Consider the following 20,952-nt stretch of genomic DNA (forward strand, 5'->3'; position numbering starts at 1 on the left):
GTCCCGCCCGTCCAAAAAGGACGGGCGGGACGCCCATCCCACAAACTTGTGGAAGTTATTTAATTCTCATTCCTAAATTAAAAAAGGGGCAACTCGCGTCGCCCCTCATCTATTAGACATCTCCAAAAAACGTAGTCTTGAACAGGCAAGATGCCTGTTCCACAATAATTATTGGAGATGTCTATTTAACCAACCAACCAGCTAGAAAATTACACTTCCACAGCAATCTTTTGTTCCGAAGCCTCCGGCGAATTCGCTTCACTCGGCGGCACAACTTGCCAGAACTTAGGCAAATATTCAGCCCAATTTGCCAAAATCTTCTCAGCTTTCTTGCTGCCAGTTCGATCGCACTGAGCCTCAATCAACTCCTTCAATTGCGCCTCCCCAGCCGCCGTACAAACCCGCTGCATCTTCACAATCTCCCCGTTGACGTGAGCCGGGAAAGTCCCATCTTCATCGAGGAAATAAGCCAAGCCGCCAGTCATTCCAGCCCCGACGTTGCGGCCGACTTTTCCTAACACGACAATCACGCCGCCAGTCATGTACTCGCAGCAGTGATCGCCCGCACCTTCAATCACAGCTTTCGCCATTGAGTTACGCACCGCAAACCGTTCGCCAGCTTTACCCGCAGCCAACAGAGTTCCCCCCGTCGCACCGTACAAACAAGTGTTACCGACGATCGCATTTTCGGAAGCATCATAAGTCGCACCAGCCGGCGGTGCGATCGCGATTTCGCCGCCGTGCATCCCTTTACCAACGTAGTCGTTGGCTTGGCCTGACAGTACCAGCGTCATCCCCGGCAAATTGAATGCGCCGAAGCTTTGGCCGGCGCTACCAGTGAAATTGAGGGTGATTTGACCGCTAAAGCCGGTGTTGCCGTGTTGCTGTGCGATCGCACCTGCTAAACGTGCGCCTACAGTGCGATCAGTATTCACCAATTTTACACTCTTGCTAACAGTGCCGTGATTGGCGATCGCACTTTGAATCTCAGCATCCGCCAGCAAATCGTCATCTAACACAGGCCCGTTGGTGTGTACGTCGCCGTGCACCAAGAAAGATCGATCGCTCTTAGTATCCGGTAACTTGGTCAAACAATCCAAATTAATCGCTTGGGTTTTAGTTAGTTGCACCCCCTCGCGCATTTTCAGCAAATCCGCGCGGCCGATGATATCTGCGATCGACTTATAACCCAATTTCGCCAACAAACTCCGCACTTCTTGTGCTACGAAATAGAAGAAATTAACAACGTGTTCCGGCGTTCCGGGGAACCGTTTCCGCAAGTGTTCTTGTTGAGTTGTCACGCCCACCGGACAACTATTCATGTGGCAAACCCGAGCCATAATGCAGCCTTCTGCAATCATTGCCACCGTGCCGAACCCGTACTCTTCGCCGCCCATCAAAGCGCCTACAATCACGTCCCAGCCGCTTTTAAAGCCACCGTCAACGCGCAGTAAAACTCGATCGCGCAATTTATTTTCCATCAGCACCCGGTGAACTTCTGTCAAACCGAGTTCCCACGGAGAACCTGCGTGCTTAATCGAACTCAGTGGCGAAGCACCAGTCCCGCCATCGTGGCCGGAAATTTGAATCACATCAGCATTTGCCTTGGCGACACCAGCGGCTACAGTCCCGATTCCGACTTCCGACACCAACTTCACCGAAACTCCTGCTTTCGGATTGATTTGGTGCAAGTCAAAAATCAACTGCGCCAAATCCTCGATCGAATAAATATCGTGGTGAGGAGGAGGCGAAATCAGCGTGACACCCGGTTTCGATCGGCGCAAATAAGCAATGTACTCGCTCACTTTCGCCCCCGGCAATTGACCGCCTTCACCTGGTTTCGCACCTTGTGCGATTTTAATTTCGATTTGTTCGGCGTTCATCAGGTACTCAGGAGTCACCCCGAAGCGTCCCGAAGCTACCTGTTTGATGGATGAAGAAGCTGTATCGCCGTTCTGCAAACCTTTCAAGTGAGGTAGCGTTTGTGATAAACCGGCCTCGCTCACATCATTTAGCACTTTGTAGCGCACCGGGTCTTCGCCGCCTTCGCCGGAGTTGGATTTGCCGCCGATGCGGTTCATGGCAATGGCTAGCGTTTCATGGGCTTCCGGGGACAAAGCGCCGAGGGACATACCGCCGGTGGCGAAGCGTTTGACAATATCTGCTACAGATTCTACGTCTTCGATGGCAATGGAAGGGCGATCGCTCTGGAAATCCAGCAAATCCCGCAAAGCCGTTACCGGACCATTTTCTAGCTGTTGCTTGTAAACCTCGTAATGGTCGTAGGCACTTTCACCATTTTTGTCCACCGTGGTGGAAGTTTTTGCTTGGGCGCCGTTACCGTTACCGTTAGTCTGAGCCTTAAAAGTAGTCACAGCCTTGTGCAAAGCCTTAGCCATTTCCGGGCTGTTCCTGTGATATTCACCACCCCGCCGGTACTGCACAAAGCCGTAATTTTCCAGCTTTTTGAGGTGCAATTCTGGGAAAGCCTGACTGTGGAAAGACATTACCTCGTTAGCCAGTTCCGCCACACTCAAACCGCCGATCCGAGAAACCGTGCCTTTGAAGCCCAAATCGAGCAAATCACCGCCAATGCCGATCGCCTCAAAGATTTGCGCCCCCTGATAGCTAGACAGCAGCGAAATCCCCATTTTCGACATAATCTTCAGCAAGCCGTTTTCCACCGCTGTGCGGTATCTAGCTTGAGCCTGTGTCACTGTAATATTGGGAACTTTGCCGTGCTGCATCAAATTTTGAGTCTTGCTGTCAGACCACCAAGCGCGCACGCTTTCCAATGCCAAATAAGGGCAAACAGCCACTGCACCGTAACCGAGCAAACAAGCGAAGTGGTGAGTGCTCCAGCACTGGGCGGTATCCACAACCAGCGAAGTTTGCATCCGCAAGCCGACGCTAATTAAGTGGTGGTGAACCGCGCCAACTGCCAGGAATGGCGGAATATAAGTACATTCAGCACTCAATCCCACATTAGATAAATCTCCCTCTTCCTTCTCCCCTCTTCCTTCTTCCTTCTTCCTTCTTCCTTCTTCCTTCGATGGTCGATCGCTCAAAATCAGAATTCTCGAACCCTCGCGCACCGAAGCAGCCGCCTTTTGACAAAGTTGCTCGACTGCGGTTTTCAAACCTCCTGGCCCGGCAGCAATTTTGTAAAGCGTTGACAGTTCGGTAGCTAGGAAAGACTTTTGCTCTTTCAAGAAAGACAGTTCAGCGTCGTTGAGTACGGGCGAATCAATTTTCAGCCGCTTAGCATTTTCTGGCACTGCTTGCAGTAAATTGCCCCGCAGGCCCACATTCATCGTCAGCGACATCACCATCCCCTCGCGCAGGGGGTCGATCGGCGGATTTGTCACTTGAGCGAACCGCTGTTTGAAATAGTTGTACAGCAACTGAGGCTTTTCTGACAACACAGCCAAGGGAACGTCATCGCCCATGCAGAAAGTCGGTTCTTTCCCAGAACTCGCCATCTCGACGATTACCATGTCCAAATCTTCGGCTGTATAACCAAAAGCAGTTTGGGTTGCTAACAGCGTTTGCGAGTCGAGGGTTGCTGTTTCGGCAAAAGGCTGCGGTTCCAAGGTTTCGCGGTTTTGTTTTAGCCATTCGCCGTAGGGGTGCCGCTTAGCAATCCGCTGCTTGAGTTGCCAATTTTTGAGAATTTCCTGGGTTTGCAGGTCAACTGCAATCATTTGTCCTGGTCCCAAACGGCCTTTTTCGACAATATCTGCTTCGGGAATATCGACAACTCCGGCTTCGGAGGCCACAATTACCAAACCGTCTTTAGTAATGCAGTAGCGGGCCGGCCGCAAACCGTTGCGATCGAGCGTAGCACCTACTTGTTTGCCGTCGCTGAATACCAGCAGTGCGGGGCCGTCCCAAGGTTCTTGAATGCCGCTGTAATATTCGTAAAAATCGACAATTTCGGGATAAGGAGCCAAATCCGGCTGATTTTTGTAAGCTTCGGGCACAAGAATTGTCAGGGATTCCAGGGGGGTGCGACCGGAGTGTACCAACAACTCCATCACGTTGTCCAAGTTTGCCGAATCGCTGCTTTCGGGATTGACAATTGGGTTAAACGTGTCGATATCAGCTTGACTCCAATTCGGGTGAGCTAAATTCGCTTGTCGCGCCCTCATCCAGGTAATATTGCCCAACAGCGTGTTAATTTCCCCGTTGTGTCCCAGCAAGCGCATCGGCTGGGCTAAGTGCCAGCGGGGCATCGTGTTGGTGCTGAAGCGCCGATGATAAACGGCAAAGGAGCTTTTATAAGCGGGATTTTTCAGGTCTGGGTAAAATTCTGCCAGTACGGCCGATCGCACCATGCCTTTATAGACGATCGTGCGGCAGGAGAAAGAGCAAGTATAAAAGTCTTGGCGGGTGAAGTTGGGGCGATTTGACAGCGCGTGTCCGATCGTGCGGCGCGCCAAAAATAGATGTTTGTCGAGTTCGTCTCCGGCTAAGTGCGGTGAACTGACTATTACTTGTTCGATTTGAGGTTGATTTTCTAGCGCTTGCTCGCCCAAAACCGACGGTACAATGGGAACTTTGCGCCATCCCACAAGTTTCAGCCCGCGATCGGTCAGAACTTGCTCAACCACCTGCCGCGCTATAGTCGCTTGAAATTTATCTTGAGACAGAAACAGCATTCCCACGCCGCAGTTTTCCCGCGCGGGAGGCACAATTCCCTGTTCGGCGAACCAAGTATCCAGCAATTCCCAAGGAATCGCGGTCATTAAACCTGCACCGTCGCCAGAATCTTGGTCGGCGCTGCAACCGCCGCGATGTTCCAGACAAGTTAAAGCTGGCAGCGCTTTTTCAATAATCGAGTGCGTAGCTTCGCCGCTTTGGTTGGCAATAAACCCCACACCGCAGGCATCTCTTTCTTCCACTAACCAGCTTTGGCCGGCGAATGGAGTTCCTCGCTCTGTTTGATGCACGTTTCTGTTTGGATCGATCGTGTTACCCATGTTGATTGAATGTTATTTCCGTGATTGTGTGGTTGATGTGTTTTTATAGCTCGGAGAGAGAAGGCTGCCGAGCGGTGGGAGCCTAGTAAACTTTAAGACAGCACATTGGAAGCTGATTGGATAAAAATTTACGTCGATGCTGCCTGTACTTAGCACTAAAACCCTGTTGGCAGATTTCAAATTATCTCGCTCGCATCGCCTCGGAGATGTCTCCTAGAATACCTTGCTGTTAAAAAGCTGTGATTCTTTGGGAAATCGCCGCCCTGCAACTAGATACATTGCAGGCGATCTAGTTTTTTGTGTGGGTTTTTCCTGAGTTCGGAAGGGTAGCCTTGCGGGCTCAGGTAGATAGTAACTTTAGCGTAATTTTGCTTGCTGCGCTGTTGAGTTGCTTTCGTCAGCGCCCGCAGACACAAAAGCCACCTGCCCGCTCAGTCGGTAGGTGCAATGTAGCAGCGCGGTTCACAACTGGTGAAACCTGTCTTATTGTGCAGTCAACTCTCGGGCCGCGAACATCAAGTTTATCAAAAAATTGATAAAATTTCACCCATTACAGTCAGAGTTGGGGTGCAAGTCTTATAAGCGATCGTCCAGAACCCAGACTAAGATGCCTAGCCGAAAAAGGTTGACAGTTCTCCCTAAGCCTATTTGGTATTTTTTTACCCACAAACGTTTTTGACACTCTCAGGTCTACAGACGCGCTTGATTCTTGATTCGTTGAGGCGGTTTGCTGATGCAGGATTTCTAACCGTAACCGTGTCTGAATTAAATACTTGATCTAAATATTTAATTCAGACATTGAACTAATACCAAGACGCCTCGTTAATTAACTTAGCTAGATAAGGATTTTTCACCCTATTTTTTATCCTATTAATTAGATTATCAACTTCCTCTTTAATGAACGGCTGTCATTGGATTAGCGTTATAATCCTTCATTTTCTACTTAGCCTCAACTCCTGTATCAATATCTCTTACGTAAAATATTAAGTCTTGTTTTGAAAATCGCGCTTTCATAATTTGAGCTACAAAGTAGATTAAACTAAGTAGAGTTAATCAATAGCACGGCCGATAGAGCGAAAATAGTAGATAGTAACTCTAAAAAGCTTCAGGCTTGACAGAAGCAGTAGGAATACGTAGATATGGCTAGCATAACAAATATTTTTCGAGGATATCAGATTAACGAGCAAATATACGCAGGCAATCGAACTCTAGTTTATCGTGCCCGTCGGTCTTCCGATCAGCAGCCCGTAGTGATAAAACTGCTGCGAAATGACTTTCCGCGCTTCCACGAATTGGTTCACTTCCGCAATCAGTTTGTCATTACTAAAAACTTAGAGATACCCGGCACTGTCAAGGCATACAGCCTGGAAACTTACCATAACCACTATGCTCTGGTGATGGAAGACTTTGGCGGAATTTCCTTAAATAGCTACCTCGCTAGTTTAGTGTTCGCCAGCAAGGAACCTCTGGAAGGCTTGCCCATTAACGAGTTTCTTCCCATTGCAATTCAAATTGCCAACTCGCTTGATGGACTTTATCGCCACCACGTCATCCATAAAGACCTCAAACCGGCGAACATTTTAATTAACCCTGTCAGCAAACAAGTTAAGTTGATTGACTTCAGCATCGCTTCTCTGTTGCCGCGCCAAACCCAAGAAATTCAAAATCCCAACCTCCTCGAAGGCACTTTACCTTACATATCTCCCGAACAAACTGGGCGAATGAACCGAGGCATTGATTACCGCACAGATTTCTACTCTCTGGGAGTCACATTCTACGAACTGCTGACGAGACAGTTGCCTTTCCAAAGCGAAGATCCGATAGAGTTAGTACACTGTCACCTTGCCAAGCAGCCTATCCCTGTTCATCACCTCAACAATAACGTTCCATTGGTGCTATCTGAAATTGTTAGCAAACTGATGGCGAAGAATGCTGAAGATAGGTATCAAAGTGCGATCGGACTCAAGTTTGATTTGGAAACTTGTTTGTACCAATGGCAAAAAACTGGAGAAATCGCCTCTTTTAAACTAGGGCAGCGAGATTTGTGCGATCGCTTCATCATTCCCGAAAAATTATATGGTAGAGAGAACGAAGTATTCTCCCTACTGGCAGCCTTCGATCGCGTGAGTGCAGGAAGTGCGGAAATGATGCTGGTGGCTGGCTTCTCAGGTATTGGCAAAACCGCCGTCGTCAACGAAGTTCACAAACCGATTGTCGCAGCGAGAGGCTACTTCATCAAAGGCAAATTCGACCAATTTGGACGCAGCCAACCATTCTCAGCTTTTGTACAAGCTTTTCGCGATTTAATGAAGCAATTGCTGAGCGAAACAGATGCGAAAGTTGAACAGTGGAAGACTCAAATTCTGACAGCGTTGGGCGAGAATGCTCAGGTAATAGTTGAGGTAATTCCCGAACTAGAACGGATTATCGGAGAGCAACCACCCGCACCAGAACTTTCGGGCAGTGCTGCCCAAAATCGCTTCAATCGGTTATTAGAGAACTTCATTCAACTCTTCACAACCAAAGAACATCCCCTCGTCATCTTCTTAGATGACTTGCAATGGGCAGACTCAGCGTCATTAAAGTTGATTCAACTTTTGACGAGCGATCGCGATCGGCAGTATCTCTTGTTAATTGGAGCGTATCGAGATAACGAAGTCAGTCCCATACACCCTTTGGTGGTGACATTATCCGACATTCAACAAACCGGAGCCACAGTTAACACCATTACCCTCGCGCCGCTCGATTGCGTCAATTTGAATTGTTTGATTGCCGATACTTTAGTTTGTTCTAGAGCGTTGGCTATGCCCTTAACAGAACTCGTAGATCAAAAAACCCAAGGCAATCCATTTTTTAGCACACAATTCCTCAAATCTTTGCATGAAGATGGGCTAATTACCTTTAATTTTGACGAGCGGTATTGGCAGTGCGATATTGCGACCGTGCGAACCTTAGCCCTGACCGATGATGTTGTCGAGTTCATGGCGATTCAATTGCAAAAATTGCCAATCCAGACGCAAGAAGTTTTAAAGTTAGCTGCCTGCATTGGTAACGAATTTGATATAGAAACGCTGGCGGTAGTGTGTGAAAAATCTTCTTCAGATACGGCAGCCAACTTGTGGCCAGCTTTGCAAGCAGGGTTGATTCTGCCACTAACTGAAGTTTATAAATTTTTCAGTTCAGAGGAGTTTGAATTCACAAATCAGAATTCAGAAGAAGAAAGCAATACTTCTGACTCGTGGTTCCAGAATCCCGACTCCTGTTATTACAAATTTTTGCACGATCGCGTACAGCAAGCAGCTTACGTTTTGATTCCAGAATCCCATAAACAATCCACTCACCTCAATATTGGTCAACTTTTGTTGATTAATACTCCAACAACCGAAAGGGAAGAGAAAATTTTTAATATAGTCAACCAGTTGAATTATGGTGTTGATTTAATTACCGAGCCAACCGAGCGTTACCAACTGGCTGAGCTGAATTTAATCGCTGGACGCAAGGCGAAGAGTTCTACTGCTTATGCTGCGGCCCGCAAATATTTAAGTTTTGGCAGGGAAATCCTAGCTCCCGATAGCTGGCACACTCACTATGAAACCGCCCTGGAACTGCACGTATTAGGGGCAGAAACTGCATACCTGAGCTATGATTTTCAGGAAATGGAGGAATTAGCAGCTTTAGTCCTGCACAATGCCAAAACGCTGCTGGATAAGGTGAAAGTTTATGAAATCGAGCTTTCTGCTTGTACGGCGCAAGTTAAACCTAAACAAGCCGTTGAAATGGGGTTAGCAGTTCTCAAACTCTTGGGAATCTGCTTTCCCGAAAATCCAACTCCGGCAGATATTCAGCAGGGACTAGAACAAACGGCTTCACTTTTTGCCGGGAAAAAAATTGCGGACTTTATTGATTTGCCAGAAATGGAAAATCTCCAAAAGCAAGCAGCTTTGCGAATTTTATCAGGTTTAGTTTCTCCAGCCTACATCACGGCTCCACTTCTCCTGCCACTGGTTATTGTCGAAATGGTTCATTTGTCGGTTATTTATGGCAATGCGCCCTTATCTGCTTTTGCTTACGGCTTGTATGGATTGGTATTAAGCGGTGTAGTTCAAGACATTGAAACAGGGTTTGAATTTGGGCAATTGGCGTTAAATATTGTTGATTTTTTTAATGCTAATTACCTCAAAACCAAAGTATACTATACAGTAGGGGTTCACATCATACATGGTAAACATCATGTTAAAGAAACCATCCCTCTTTTAAAAGAGGGTTACGCCAGAGGACTGGAAACAGGAGAGCTAGAATTAGGATATTCAGCCAAAGAAATCTCTCAATATTCATATTTAATCGGTCGGGAAATTGCCGGACTCGAAGAGGAGGTAGCGACTTACTGCAATGCGCTGGTTCAATTTAAACAAGAAGCAGCGTTAAATTATACTCAAATCGTTCATCAGGCTTTATTAAATCTGCTGGGGCGATCGGAAAACCCCTGTCAATTTGTGGGAGATGCCTACAATGAAGAAACAATGCTCCCCTTTCACATCCAAGCAAACGATCGCAACGGACTCCACTATTTTTATTTCCATAAACTGCTTGTGTGTTACCTGTTTGGAGAAGCCGAGCAAGCTTTAGAAAATGCTCGGCAAGCCGAACATTATTTAGACGCGGTAACGGGTATGCTCAATGTGCCGATGTTCTATTTTTATGACTCTCTAGCACGGCTGGGAGTTTGTAGCGATGTGGGTTCATCCCAAGAGAAACAAGAACATCTGCAAAAAGTGAAAAGCAACCAGGAAACCCTTCATAAATGGGCACATCACGCCCCCATGAATTTTTCGCACAAATGTTACCTAGTGGAAGCCGAAATGTTCCGAGTGCTGGGTGAAAATGTGCAGGCGATGGAGGCATACGATCGCGCCATTTTTCTGGCTAAAGAAAACGGTTATCTCAACGAAGAAGCTCTGGCGAATGAATTGGCTGCTAAATTCTACCTGGCATGGGGGAAAGAAAAAGTTGGCCAGGTATATCTAATAGATGCTTACTATGCTTATGCTCGTTGGGGAGCGAAAGCAAAAATCGACGCTCTAGAACAACGCTATCCCGAACTTCTGGCTCCTATATTCAAACAGGAAAACGCTCGTTCATTGGAGAAAGGTACTACCTCCCATGAGACTTCATTGATTTCTAGTCATCGCCAAACAATTGCTGGCAGTACGAGTACCACAGTCATAGATTTACCAACTGTTATCAAAGCTTATCAAGCTTTGTCTAGCGAAATTAAGCTGGAACAATTGCTCACTACCCTGATGGAAGTGGCGATTCAGAATGCAGGCGCTCAAACAGGAGTATTAATTTTAAAAGAAGACGACAACTGGAAAATTGCCGTCCACTGTAGCGATCGCCAAGGCTGTCTTCTGCAAGAAACTATTGGGATTGAGGAAAGCGAATCAATTCCCCAGACTGTGATTAATTACGTTAAACGTAGCAATAAAACCCTAGTTTTCGATGATGTCAAGACTGAATTAATATTTAGTTCTGACCCCTATATCAAGCAGCACCAACCTAAGAGCATCCTATGTACTCCGATTATCCATCAAGGCAAAATGATGGCAATTCTGTATTTGGAAAATAATCTGACGACAGGGGCATTCACTGGCGATCGCGTCGCCCTCCTCAACATCCTCTGCTCCCAAGCTGCCATCTCGCTGGAAAACGCCCGCTTGTATCAGCAATCTCAACAGCTTTATCAACAATCTCAGGATTATGCCCAAAAACTGGAGCAGTCTATTCAGAATCTCAAACAGATGCAACTGCAATTGGTGCAGGGTGAAAAAATGTCGGCTCTGGGAAATTTAGTCGCAGGGGTAGCCCACGAAATTAACAATCCCGTAGGCTTTATCGCCGGCAACTTGCAACCTGCTCAAGACTACGTGGGGGATTTATTCAATTTGATTGATTTGTATCAAGAAAAATTTCCCAATCCGGGAGGGGAAATTGAAGCCGAAATAGAGGATATGGACTTGGAGTATTTGCGAGAAGATTTGCCCAAATTGATTGGCTCTATGAAGGAAGGAGTCGAGCGCATTCGCAATATCAGTACAAGTTTGAGAACGTTTTCGAGGGCAGATAGCGATCGACCAGTTTCTTTCAATATTCACGATGGACTCGAAAGCACTCTGCTGATTCTCAAGCACCGTTTAAAAGCCAGCGAGTTCCGCCCTGCCATTGAAGTTGTGAGAGAGTATGGTAACTTGCCCCTAGTGAAATGCTTTCCCGGACAGTTAAACCAGGTATTTATGAATATACTGGCTAATGCTATTGACGCTCTGGAGGAGTCCAATAAGGGGCGGAGTTTTAGTGAAATTAAAGCCCTACCTAATCAAATCACGGTTCAAACTGCTCTGAGCGAAGACAACAATCAGGTTTTGATTCGGATTAAGGATAATGGAGTGGGGATGTCGAACGAAGTCCAAGAAAATATTTTTAACCACTTATTCACAACCAAGCCTGTGGGTCAAGGAACTGGATTAGGATTGTCGATCGCCCATCAAATTGTGGTGGAAAAACATGGAGGTACGTTACTCGTGAATTCTTCTTTGGGGGAGGGTTCGGAGTTTGTGATTTCTATTCCGGCGTGAGCCTTGTGTAGTAGGGCTTGAGGGCAATTAGTGCCGTTGAGTAAGAAGAGACATACGGATTTTCCGGGTTTCTAAATCCCCATGCGTTTAGAAGTGAAATTGTGAGTTGTAAGCTGTGAAACGTAATTTTTTCTATTGGCGTCTAATATTGTTAGTCTCGATTTTACCCGTACTGGCGATCGTCCCGTCTTTAGTCTGGAATCAACCCGCAAGAGCACAAGAGGGGGACAGGGCTGGCTTGATTCATGCTTCGAGATCCCGCCAGGGAATGAATTCCCTGGCTGATAGCGAAAGTCGGTTGAAACTCACATCTTGCACCATTGTCAATAAGCTTTTTATGAACAGGCAAGATGCCTGTTCCACAAGAGATGAATTTTATTGTGGAACAGGCATCTTGCCTGTTCTGGAGAATGGTGCAATATCTCAGTTGAAACCGACTGAAATATTGACCGATAGTCCTCTTGAGAGGACTTCAGCTATGAGACAGGGAATTCATTCCCTGTCGGAATATAAGTTTTTGACTCAATCCCTACCGCCAGATTCCAGAATCAAACAAGGCCGCCAAGTTTCTCTAAACGGCCGCATTCTCCCCCTAAGTTGGACTCAGCAGCAGGCAAACAGCACTTCTGCGAATTTCCGAACTTGGATTGCTGATGTTGGATTGATGCAAGGTGCGGGAGTGGATTTGCTTAGCAGCGCCGACAGTACCAAACAACCTGTGCAGTGGTTTTCGGTATCTTTAACCGGTGCTCAAAGCTTAGCAGCGCGGGCAACAGGCCCGTATCGTTACTTAGATGTTACGGATTTTGCTAGACTTGCGGGCTGGGAGATATCTGCTGATGGGAATATTCTCAAAATTACATCTCAAACTGCAAGTGTTACCGGAATTCGGCAAGCAGAAATAGAATCGGGCGATCGCATTGTAGTAGATATCGATCGACCCGCCCCTTGGCAAGTCAACTTTGTCAATAAACCAATCCCGTCGCCGACACCCACACCCAACCCCCCGGACGACCCCACAAAGCCCGCTATCCCACTGCCAAACCTCCGTGCAGCGCCAAACCTCGAAACACCAGACGACCCGACCAAACCCGCTCTCCCGCTGCCAATAACGCCCGCAGCGCCGATCGCCGGTCAAGAATGGTCGATCGCGATCGATGCCAAAGTCGATCCGGCGTTACTTCAGGAAACTTTTCAAACCAGCCAACAATTGCTATCACTAAAAGTCGAACCTGACGGAGATCGAACCAAAGTCAAAGTGAAGATTCCTTTAGGTTGGCGGCCGCAAGTTTTGGGCCTGGGAAATCCCAATCGATTAGTTATCGACATTCGGCCAGATTCGCTAGTAGAAAAAAACATCGTTTGGGCGCCCGGTGTGCAGTGGCGGCAGCAGTATCAAAATTTAGGAACCGATCGTTTTCCGGTAGTTTGGTTAGAAGTTAATCCGCGTCAAGCGGGTGTGAAAATTCGACCAATTCTCAGCAATCCGCCTGCCGATCGAGGCACTGCACCTTTATTGGAAACAGCCGAAGTTTCCGGTGCTGCTGCGGCGATTAATGCAGGGTTTTTTAATCGAATTAATCGCTTAGCTTTAGGGGCAATTCGGCGCGACAATAAATGGCTTTCCGGGCCGATATTGAACCGGGGGGCGATCGCGTGGAACGATCGGGGAGAATTTGCGATCGATCGTTTAACTTTGCAAGAAACTGTGATGACTCCGGCCAATCAACTTTTGCCTGTTTCTCATCTCAATAGTGCCTACGTACAACCGGGAATCGGTCGCTACAATTCTGATTGGGGAACAACTTATACTCCGCTGTCTGGCAATGAAGTAATTGTGACAGTTGCGGGCGATAGAGTTGTCAGCCAATCCCCCGGAGGTGCGCCGGGAACAACAACTTTTCCCATTCCAGCTAACGGTTATATTTTGGCTTTGCGTGCCGATTTGTTCCCGGCATCTGAACTCTCTATCGGCACTTTATTGCGTTTGGAAACTAACACTTTTCCTGCTGATTTCAACCGTTTTCCTTACATTATCGGCGGCGGCCCGGTGTTGGTACAAAACAGTCAAGTTGTGCTGGATGCTAAGGCGGAAGGGTTTAGCGATGCGTTTGTTAGACAGACAGCAATTAGAAGTGCGATCGGGCGAAATGCTGCGGGGAATTTGCTGATTGTAGCGGTGCACAATCGCGCGGGCGGGGCGGGGCCAAATTTCGCAGAACTGGCGCAGATTTTGCAGCAAATGGGTGCTGTGGATGCTTTAAATTTGGATGGGGGAAGTTCGACGAGTTTGTATTTGGGAGGTAGTTTGCTCGATCGACCTCCGTCAACTGCTGCGAGAGTTCATAATGCGATCGGTATTTTCATTCAACCATAAGTAGTTAATTTTCGACATTAATTCTCAGCGGTTAGAAACCGCTACTACACAAACAAAGTCCACCTCCGCAGGTTTCGTCTTTGTCGCCGCGGTTTCCAACCGCCGCGGCATCTACAAATCTTTTGCTAAAAATATCTTGACATCCCAGTCTCCCTGTGCTAGCTTGTCGAATAGTATTGTGTTTGATCCACAAATCGCAGCACTTCAACCTATGTTCACAGCCAAGTTCACAGCCAACAGCTATTTTTATTTTTGGTACAGCCAAGTTCGCCCGGAGTGAATTTGCAATTCACTGTGAACATCCGGGCGAACCGCAGATTAACACCTGCGGTTTTGTTTTTTCTAGTTTTTTTCCCAACAACCAATCGAGTACAAGCGAAAACAGCAATGACATTATTCAGTAACTGGTACAACAGCTTTTATTTTTGGCCCAACAAGAGTTCTGGGTAAATTGTCGCGCTGTCTTTTCGCACCAACCCGGAACTCCTAAAAGTTCCGGGTTTTTTGTTGTCAACCACCCACTTAATTTCCCTGGAAAATATCCTCATGTTAGAAGCCAAACTCGTAACCAAATCTCATCCCGAACACCAAACAATTGTCAAACTTTCAGAAACAGTCTCAGTCGGCGGCACAGAATTATTAATCATCGGTGGCCCCTGTACCGTAGAAAGTTCCGCACAAATGGAAACAGTTGCCCGCCAACTATCCGCCGCATCCGTGCAAGCTTTGCGAGGCGGAGTCTACAAACCCCGCACTTCTCCCTATTCTTTCCAAGGGATGGGAATTGAGGGACTGGAAATTTTAGCCGATGTCAGCAGGCGTTACGGTTTGCCCGTGGTGACAGAGGTAATGTCGATCGCCCAAATTGAGCCAGTTGTCACCTATGCTGATATGCTGCAATTAGGCAGTCGGAATATGCAAAACTTCGAGTTACTAAAGGCGATCGGTCAAGCCGGAAAACCAGTTTTGCTAAAACGCGGCTTGTCAGCCACAATCGAAGAATTTGTGATGGCCGCCGAATACATTGTCAGTCACGGAAATCCTCATGTAGTTCTCTGCGAAAGAGGCATCCGCAGCTTCGACAATTACACCCGGAATGTATTAGATTTAGGTGCAGTCGTAGCACTGAAACAGTTAACTCATTTGCCAGTAATTGTAGACCCTTCTCACGCCGTCGGCAAGCGAGAATTAGTCGCACCACTCGCCAAAGCAGCGGTTGCTTGCGGTGCAGACGGATTAATTATTGAATGTCACCCGCAACCAGAAAAATCGGTTTCTGACGCGCGGCAAGCTCTTTCTTTACCAGATATGGTAGATTTAGTTGCGAGTTTACGGCCTGTAGCCGCCGCCGTTGGCCGGTGCATACCGGAGATTAATGTGCCTTCAGAGGTATTAAGTTGGAAGTGATATTGGTAGGAAATAATCTATAACTTTTAACGTCAAACTCTACAGTCGGTTTTAACCGATATCTTGCACCATTGTCAGCAACAGGCTTTCCGGCCTGTTCCACAATAAAATTTATCTTTTGTGGAACAGGCGTCAGCAACAGGCTTTCCGGCCTGTTCCACAATAAAATTTATCTTTTGTGGAACAGGCATCTTGCCTGTTCATAAAAGGTTAATTGAGAATGGTGCAACATATCAGTTTTAACCGAATTGAGCTTTGAGGCAGGGGTTTAAACCCCTGCCGAAATCGGCGAAAGCACGTGTTTCACGAATTTAGATTAAAATAAAAAATAATACTGTCATCTACGAAAATTTGCTTAATTATGGCAATACTACTTAACGTTCCCTCGATCGTCTGCTCCGGCTGCGGTGATACAATTACCAAAGCCATCAAAACTGTTGACTCCGAGGCTACTGTCAATGTGGATGTCGCAGCTAAGACTGTTACAGTAGAAGCTCAAGCTTCTGAAGAGTCAATTACACAGGCGGTTGTTGCTACGGGCCACACCGTCCAAGATTAATATCTAGTTGGGTGGGGGCGAGTTTACAAGATTATTGGTCTTAGGCCGAGATTATTCGTAAAAGTCGCCCCTACAGAATTTTAAATCCATTATCAATGCCCAATGCCCAATGCCCAATGCCCAAAAGCTTAATCTGCTTCGTCTAAGTGTTCGGCGACGGCTTGGTAAAGTTCAAAAACGTGTCGATCGAGTAAACTATAAAAAACTTGTCTCCCAACCTTGCGGTAACTTACCAACCGCATCGCCCGCAATGCCCGCAACTGGTGCGATACTGCTGACTCGCTCATACTCAACGCCGCAGCTAAGTCACACACGCACAGTTCTTGTTTTGCCAAAACCGACAGCAGCCGTAGGCGATTCGCATCTCCCAAAAGACTGAAAAACTCAGCCATCCGCTGAGCTTTTGCGGTGTTGAGAACTTGTGTTTGGATGTCCCCGACCCGCCAACAGTCAACTAGGTGCGATGGATCGCACGTTGGTGTATCGTTTTGTTCGTGAGGCTGACTTATCGCTCCATTAACAGCAGAGTTGGGTGACATCTTTTCCAGGCTGGTTTTAGTTCTCATCAAAAAAACTGGGTGGAAACCCCGTCCTTATAGGACGGCTTGACAAAAATATACAACACTCAGCCAACTCTATCACAAAAGACGTGTTAGACTGTGACGATATGGAAAAAGCCTATCGCTACCGAATCTACCCCACCACCGAGCAAGAAAAACTCTTGCGACGGACAATGGGTTGTACTCGGTTAGTGTACAACAAGGCTTTGGCTTACCGGACAGAATCTTGGTACGAACGCCAAGAAAGAGTTGGCTACGGCGAAACTTCCTCTATGCTAACGAACTGGAAGAAAGAGGAAGAACTTGATTTTTTGAATGAAGTTAGCTGCGTGCCTCTTCAACAAGGACTGCGCCACCTCCAAACAGCGTTCACCAATTTCTTTGCAGGACGAGCCAAGTATCCTAATTTCAAGAAAAAGCATAACGGCGGTAGTGCTGAATTTACCAAATCTGCCTTCCGCTGGAAAAACGGGCAGGTATTTTTGGCTAAATGTAATGAGCCATTACCTATTCGCTGGAGCAAACAAATTCCTGAAGGGTGCATTCCCTCTACTCTTACGGTGAAATTAACACCCGCTGGACTTTGGTTTGTCTCTATATTGGTAGATGACTACACAATCCAACCACTTCCCCGAACAGATAAAACTATCGGATTGGATGTGGGAATTACAAGTTTGATTGCTACTAGCGACGGCGATAAAATCTCCAATCCCAAGCCTTTTAAAAAGCTTCGGAAAAAGTTGAAAAGAAAGCAAAAAGCTTTAGCTCGTAAACATCCGGGAAGCAACAATCGAGAGAAAGCCCGGAGACAGGTGGCAAAAGTCCACGCACAGATAGTCGATGTGCGTAAGGATTTTCTTCATAAGCTAACGACTCAACTCGTTCGTGAAAACCAAACGATTATAGTTGAGGATTTGGCTATCAAAAATATGGTAAAGAACCATAGGTTAGCTCTGGCTATTAGTGACGCTAGTTGGAGTGAACTGATTCGCCAACTAAGCTACAAGTGCGATTGGTACGGGCGAAATTTAATAAAAATAGACCGCTGGTTTCCTAGTTCTAAGCGCTGTGGAAACTGCGGTCACATTGTTGAGAAATTGCCTTTGAATATTCGCGCATGGGAATGCCCTAAGTGCGGGACAAACCACGATCGCGATATCAATGCGGCAAAGAATATTTTGGCGGCTGGGCTAGCCGTTTCAGTCTGTGGAGCAACTGTAAGACCCGAAGAGAGTAAGTCTCGGAAGGCTGGTGCTATGAAGCAGAAACCCAATTAGTGATGATTGGGAATCCCCGCACTTCAGGGCGGGGTGGATGCCAATTTCATTTTAGTGCGATCGGCAAACCTTTTGTAACAAAACTTTTACATTCCCTTGACTTATATCTGAATATGTGTTCATATATAAGTATAGACAAACAACCCCACCAGGAGAAGCTCAAATGACTACCGCCACCCAAACAAAATGTGCCTGCCCTTCATGTTCGTGCGTTGTCAGTCCCAGCGAAGCCATTGAAAAAGACGGCAAAACATATTGTTCCAGTGCTTGCGCTGACGGACACCCCAACGGCCAAGGCTGCGGCCATACAGGCTGCGAGTGCAACAAATAAATATTCGGCTTCAGAAAAGGTTAATCACCCACTGCCAAATATCTCTAAAGGGAGATGCGAACCGCGCATTTCCCAATTTTTTTGCTTTTAGGTTAAAGAAAAGTTAAAATAAAGCTAACTTAAGGTTAAGACTGCATTAATAGACTAAATACAGAGCGAAAAAGCACAATTGCTACTTACGCAATACAATAGAAGCAAGTTGGCGCCGCGATACAGAGTACAAATAGTGCTATTAACAGCAGAGACCGAACCAAAAGTTGAATACCAAAAGTTAAATTAGGAGGGGGCAATGAAAGAGCGGGAAGATTTTTTACATCCTCGCAATCGCTACTACGGTGATTTCACGCCAGAAAACTTGGCGTTTAATGCCAACTTGCAGGAGTTTGCTCAAAAAATAACTTATATTTGCTCGCTGGAAACAGGGGGGAAAATTAGTGCTGAGAAAGCCTATAAAGATATTAAGATGCTTTGGAAAGACTTAAAATCCTCTAAGAAGCAATTGGGAATTGGCCAAAACCCCCCCAGTACGGAGGAGCAAAATTCACCTTAAAGTCATCGCAGCCAACGCAGCGTTTGCAATCGAAAACCCCTGCGATTGCAAACGCTGCGTTTTGCTGCGTATCCAGCAAAGGTAAGGTGCTTGCTAGGCGAACTTTAGAAAGTCTATGGTTTGGGATTTGGTGCAGTTTCTCCTGCAAAGGAAGTACAATTGCCACCGAGGCCAGAAATAATCGTGCAAGTATTAGTTTTCAGCATTCCCTGATAAGTATCAGCACCGGTGCCGGGGCCGCCCAACTCGTCGCTGTAAAGTTCTTTGTCCCAAATTTTGACATTTGCCTCCCTCGCCACAGTCTCCATCAACTTCGGATTAGTTGTAGTTTCGGCAAAAATAGTCGGCACTCCTGTACTCTTAATTTCTGAGGATAATTCGGCAATTCTTGCGGCGGTGGGCTGTTCCTCAGTCGTCACACCCTGTAAAGCTCCAGCCATCTCCAAACCGTAAGCATCGGCATAGTAACTCAGAGCATCGTGAGTTGTTACTAACTTGCGTTTTTGGGCTGGAATAGTCGCAATTTGAGCTTTGATCCAAGTATCTACTTTTTGCAACTCATCTGTTAAGGTGGCTGCATTTTTTGTATAAAGTTGAGCATTGGTGGGAGAAACTTTGATCAATTGGTCGCGAATTGTTTCTACCATACGGATGCCATTTTGAGGGTTATGCCAAACGTGAGGATCAGGGACTTTTTCGCCTTCTGCATGGGCTTCATTTTCCGCTTTCTCTTCGCCGTGTTCGTGCTCGTGTTCGCCTATCAGCGGTTTGGGAACTGCGAGTTCGTGTACGGCGATTTTGGGTGCGGAATTACTGCTAGATTCAATTAACTTAATGATGCTGGGTTCGTGGTTGTAGCCGCCGTATAAAATCAGATTTGCGGTTTCAATCGCTTTGCGGTCTTCCGGCTTAGTTTGATAGGCGTGGGGGTCGTCTCCCGGCTTGATTAGACAGGTGGTGTCGATCGAACTTTGAGCGATTTCTTTAGTTATGTCGCAGATAACGCCAGTCGTGGCCACGACTTTTGGCAAGTTGGCGGCGGGACTGGCTGGAGTTTGAGTTGCGGCGGGACTCTCTGACACCGGATTGGTTGCGTTCTGTCCTCCACTGCAGCCAACCAGCCCGCAGCCAATTGCCAAAACAGTGGCACCGCACAATCTGCGGGTTTTTCCAGGCAAGTTCTTTAACATTTTCACCTTTGGAACGATAATCATTATTGCTTTTTCGAGTTATCCTATTGTAGTAGCTACGAACAAGAATCGTTCTCAAAATCTCTAATTATGCTAGAAGTGCAAGACTTGGCTGTCAATTATCGCGGAATTGCAGCCCTCAACAGCGTGAATTTCCAGTTAGATCCCGGACAATTAACGGGTGTGTTCGGCCCCAACGGCGCGGGGAAAAGCACGATGGTGAAAGCGATGCTGGGATTGATCCCGGCTTGTCGCGGTTTGGTGAAATATCAGGGGCGGTTGTTGAAGCAGCAGTTATCGCGGGTGGCTTATGTGCCGCAGCGATCGCAAATTGACTGGGATTATCCGATTACGGTGTGGAATGCGGTGATGATGGCGCGAACCGTTAATACTGGCTGGTTTCGCAGCCCCTCGAAGCAGTCGCAAGAATTGGTGAAAGCTGCTTTAGGGAGGGTGGGAATGTGGGATTTGCGCGATCGACAAATTGGCGAACTGTCTGGCGGACAGCAGCAGCGGATTTTCTTAGCAAGGTCGATCGCCCAACAAGCCGATTTATTCTTCTTCGACGAACCTTTTAACGCGATCGACAAAGCAACCGAAGAAATTATTTTCGATATTTTTGCCGAACTAAAAGCAGAAAATAAAACATTGCTAGTAATCAGCCACGATTTAGGCGAAACGTTAAAACAGTACGACAATTTATTATTGCTCAACAAGCAGTTAATTGCGAGCGGTTCCTGCCAGGAAGTGCTCACCGCAGCCAATATTCAAAAAGCCTATGGATACGATTTAAGTTTAGTGTCAGCGTAAGCCAAAAAAGATTTATCTTTAAAATTGATTGTGGCACAGGCGTCCCGCCTGTGAAGTGGATTGTGGCACAGCCGTCCCGCCTGTGAAGTGGATTGTGGCACAGCCGTCCCGCCTGTGAAGTGGATTGTGGCACAGCCGTCCCGCCTGTGAAGTGGATTGTGGCACAGCCGTCCCGCCTGTGAAGTGGATTGTGGCACAGCCGTCCCGCCTGTGAAGTGGATTGTGGCACAGCCGTCCCGCCTGTGAAGTGGATTGTGGCACAGCCGTCCCGCCTGTG

General features: G+C 47.0%; 12 protein-coding genes. 8 read left to right on the forward strand and 4 right to left on the reverse strand.

The features are described from left to right. Window positions 1–209: 209 nt before the first annotated feature. On the reverse strand, window positions 210–4,982 hold the full coding sequence (gene gltB, locus QUB20_RS24295; RefSeq protein WP_333247661.1) for a glutamate synthase large subunit: 4,773 nt from the start codon (window positions 4,980–4,982) through the stop codon (window positions 210–212). 1,139 nt (window positions 4,983–6,121) lie between these two features. On the opposite strand from gltB, the gene QUB20_RS24300 reads away from it, so the two are divergent. From QUB20_RS24300 to QUB20_RS24315, 4 genes are all read left to right on the forward strand, one after another. Beyond that, entirely contained in the window at window positions 6,122–11,614 is a 5,493-nt protein-coding gene (locus tag QUB20_RS24300) for an AAA family ATPase (protein ID WP_333247663.1), read from the forward strand. Window positions 11,615–11,729: 115 nt separating this feature from the next. Further along, window positions 11,730–13,991: a phosphodiester glycosidase family protein gene (locus tag QUB20_RS24305; protein ID WP_333247665.1), complete on the forward strand. Its 2,262-nt coding sequence runs from the start codon at window positions 11,730–11,732 to the stop codon at window positions 13,989–13,991. 546 nt (window positions 13,992–14,537) lie between these two features. Continuing rightward, window positions 14,538–15,398 (forward strand): 3-deoxy-7-phosphoheptulonate synthase, encoded by an 861-nt coding sequence (gene aroF, locus QUB20_RS24310; RefSeq protein WP_333247667.1) that lies wholly within the window; start codon window positions 14,538–14,540, stop codon window positions 15,396–15,398. Window positions 15,399–15,759: 361 nt separating this feature from the next. Then, complete coding sequence (locus QUB20_RS24315) at window positions 15,760–15,957, forward strand: heavy-metal-associated domain-containing protein (RefSeq protein WP_333107044.1); 198 nt, start codon at window positions 15,760–15,762, stop codon at window positions 15,955–15,957. A gap of 128 nt (window positions 15,958–16,085) precedes the next feature. On the opposite strand, the gene QUB20_RS24320 is transcribed toward QUB20_RS24315, so the two are convergent. Continuing rightward, window positions 16,086–16,496, reverse strand: coding sequence for a metalloregulator ArsR/SmtB family transcription factor (locus QUB20_RS24320; protein ID WP_333247669.1), 411 nt, complete (start codon window positions 16,494–16,496; stop codon window positions 16,086–16,088). Window positions 16,497–16,624: 128 nt separating this feature from the next. Between QUB20_RS24320 and QUB20_RS24325 the strand changes: the two genes are divergently transcribed. From QUB20_RS24325 to QUB20_RS24335, 3 genes are all read left to right on the forward strand, one after another. Further along, the gene (locus QUB20_RS24325) at window positions 16,625–17,794 is read left to right on the forward strand and encodes an RNA-guided endonuclease TnpB family protein (RefSeq protein WP_333247690.1); all 1,170 of its coding nucleotides are present in this window, start codon (window positions 16,625–16,627) and stop codon (window positions 17,792–17,794) included. A gap of 163 nt (window positions 17,795–17,957) precedes the next feature. After that, window positions 17,958–18,125 (forward strand): metallothionein, encoded by a 168-nt coding sequence (locus QUB20_RS24330; RefSeq protein ID WP_333055965.1) that lies wholly within the window; start codon window positions 17,958–17,960, stop codon window positions 18,123–18,125. A 289-nt stretch (window positions 18,126–18,414) separates the two neighbouring features. After that, the gene (locus QUB20_RS24335; RefSeq protein WP_333055966.1) at window positions 18,415–18,675 is read left to right on the forward strand and encodes a DUF7219 family protein; all 261 of its coding nucleotides are present in this window, start codon (window positions 18,415–18,417) and stop codon (window positions 18,673–18,675) included. Window positions 18,676–18,788: 113 nt separating this feature from the next. Here the strand turns inward: QUB20_RS24335 and QUB20_RS24340 are convergent, their stop codons facing one another. Further along, window positions 18,789–19,889 carry a metal ABC transporter solute-binding protein, Zn/Mn family gene (locus QUB20_RS24340; protein WP_333241514.1) on the reverse strand — a complete coding sequence of 367 codons (1,101 nt, stop codon included), beginning with the start codon at window positions 19,887–19,889 and terminating at the stop codon, window positions 18,789–18,791. A gap of 66 nt (window positions 19,890–19,955) precedes the next feature. Between QUB20_RS24340 and QUB20_RS24345 the strand changes: the two genes are divergently transcribed. After that, entirely contained in the window at window positions 19,956–20,675 is a 720-nt protein-coding gene (locus tag QUB20_RS24345) for a metal ABC transporter ATP-binding protein (RefSeq protein ID WP_333247671.1), read from the forward strand. Between the two features lie 18 nt (window positions 20,676–20,693). On the opposite strand, the gene QUB20_RS24350 is transcribed toward QUB20_RS24345, so the two are convergent. Beyond that, the coding region (locus tag QUB20_RS24350) for a hypothetical protein (protein ID WP_333291709.1) at window positions 20,694–20,952 on the reverse strand (259 nt) is incomplete at its 5' end.

It is taken from the genome of Microcoleus sp. B4-C2 (assembly GCF_036705265.1).
Taxonomy (GTDB): domain Bacteria; phylum Cyanobacteriota; class Cyanobacteriia; order Cyanobacteriales; family Microcoleaceae; genus Microcoleus.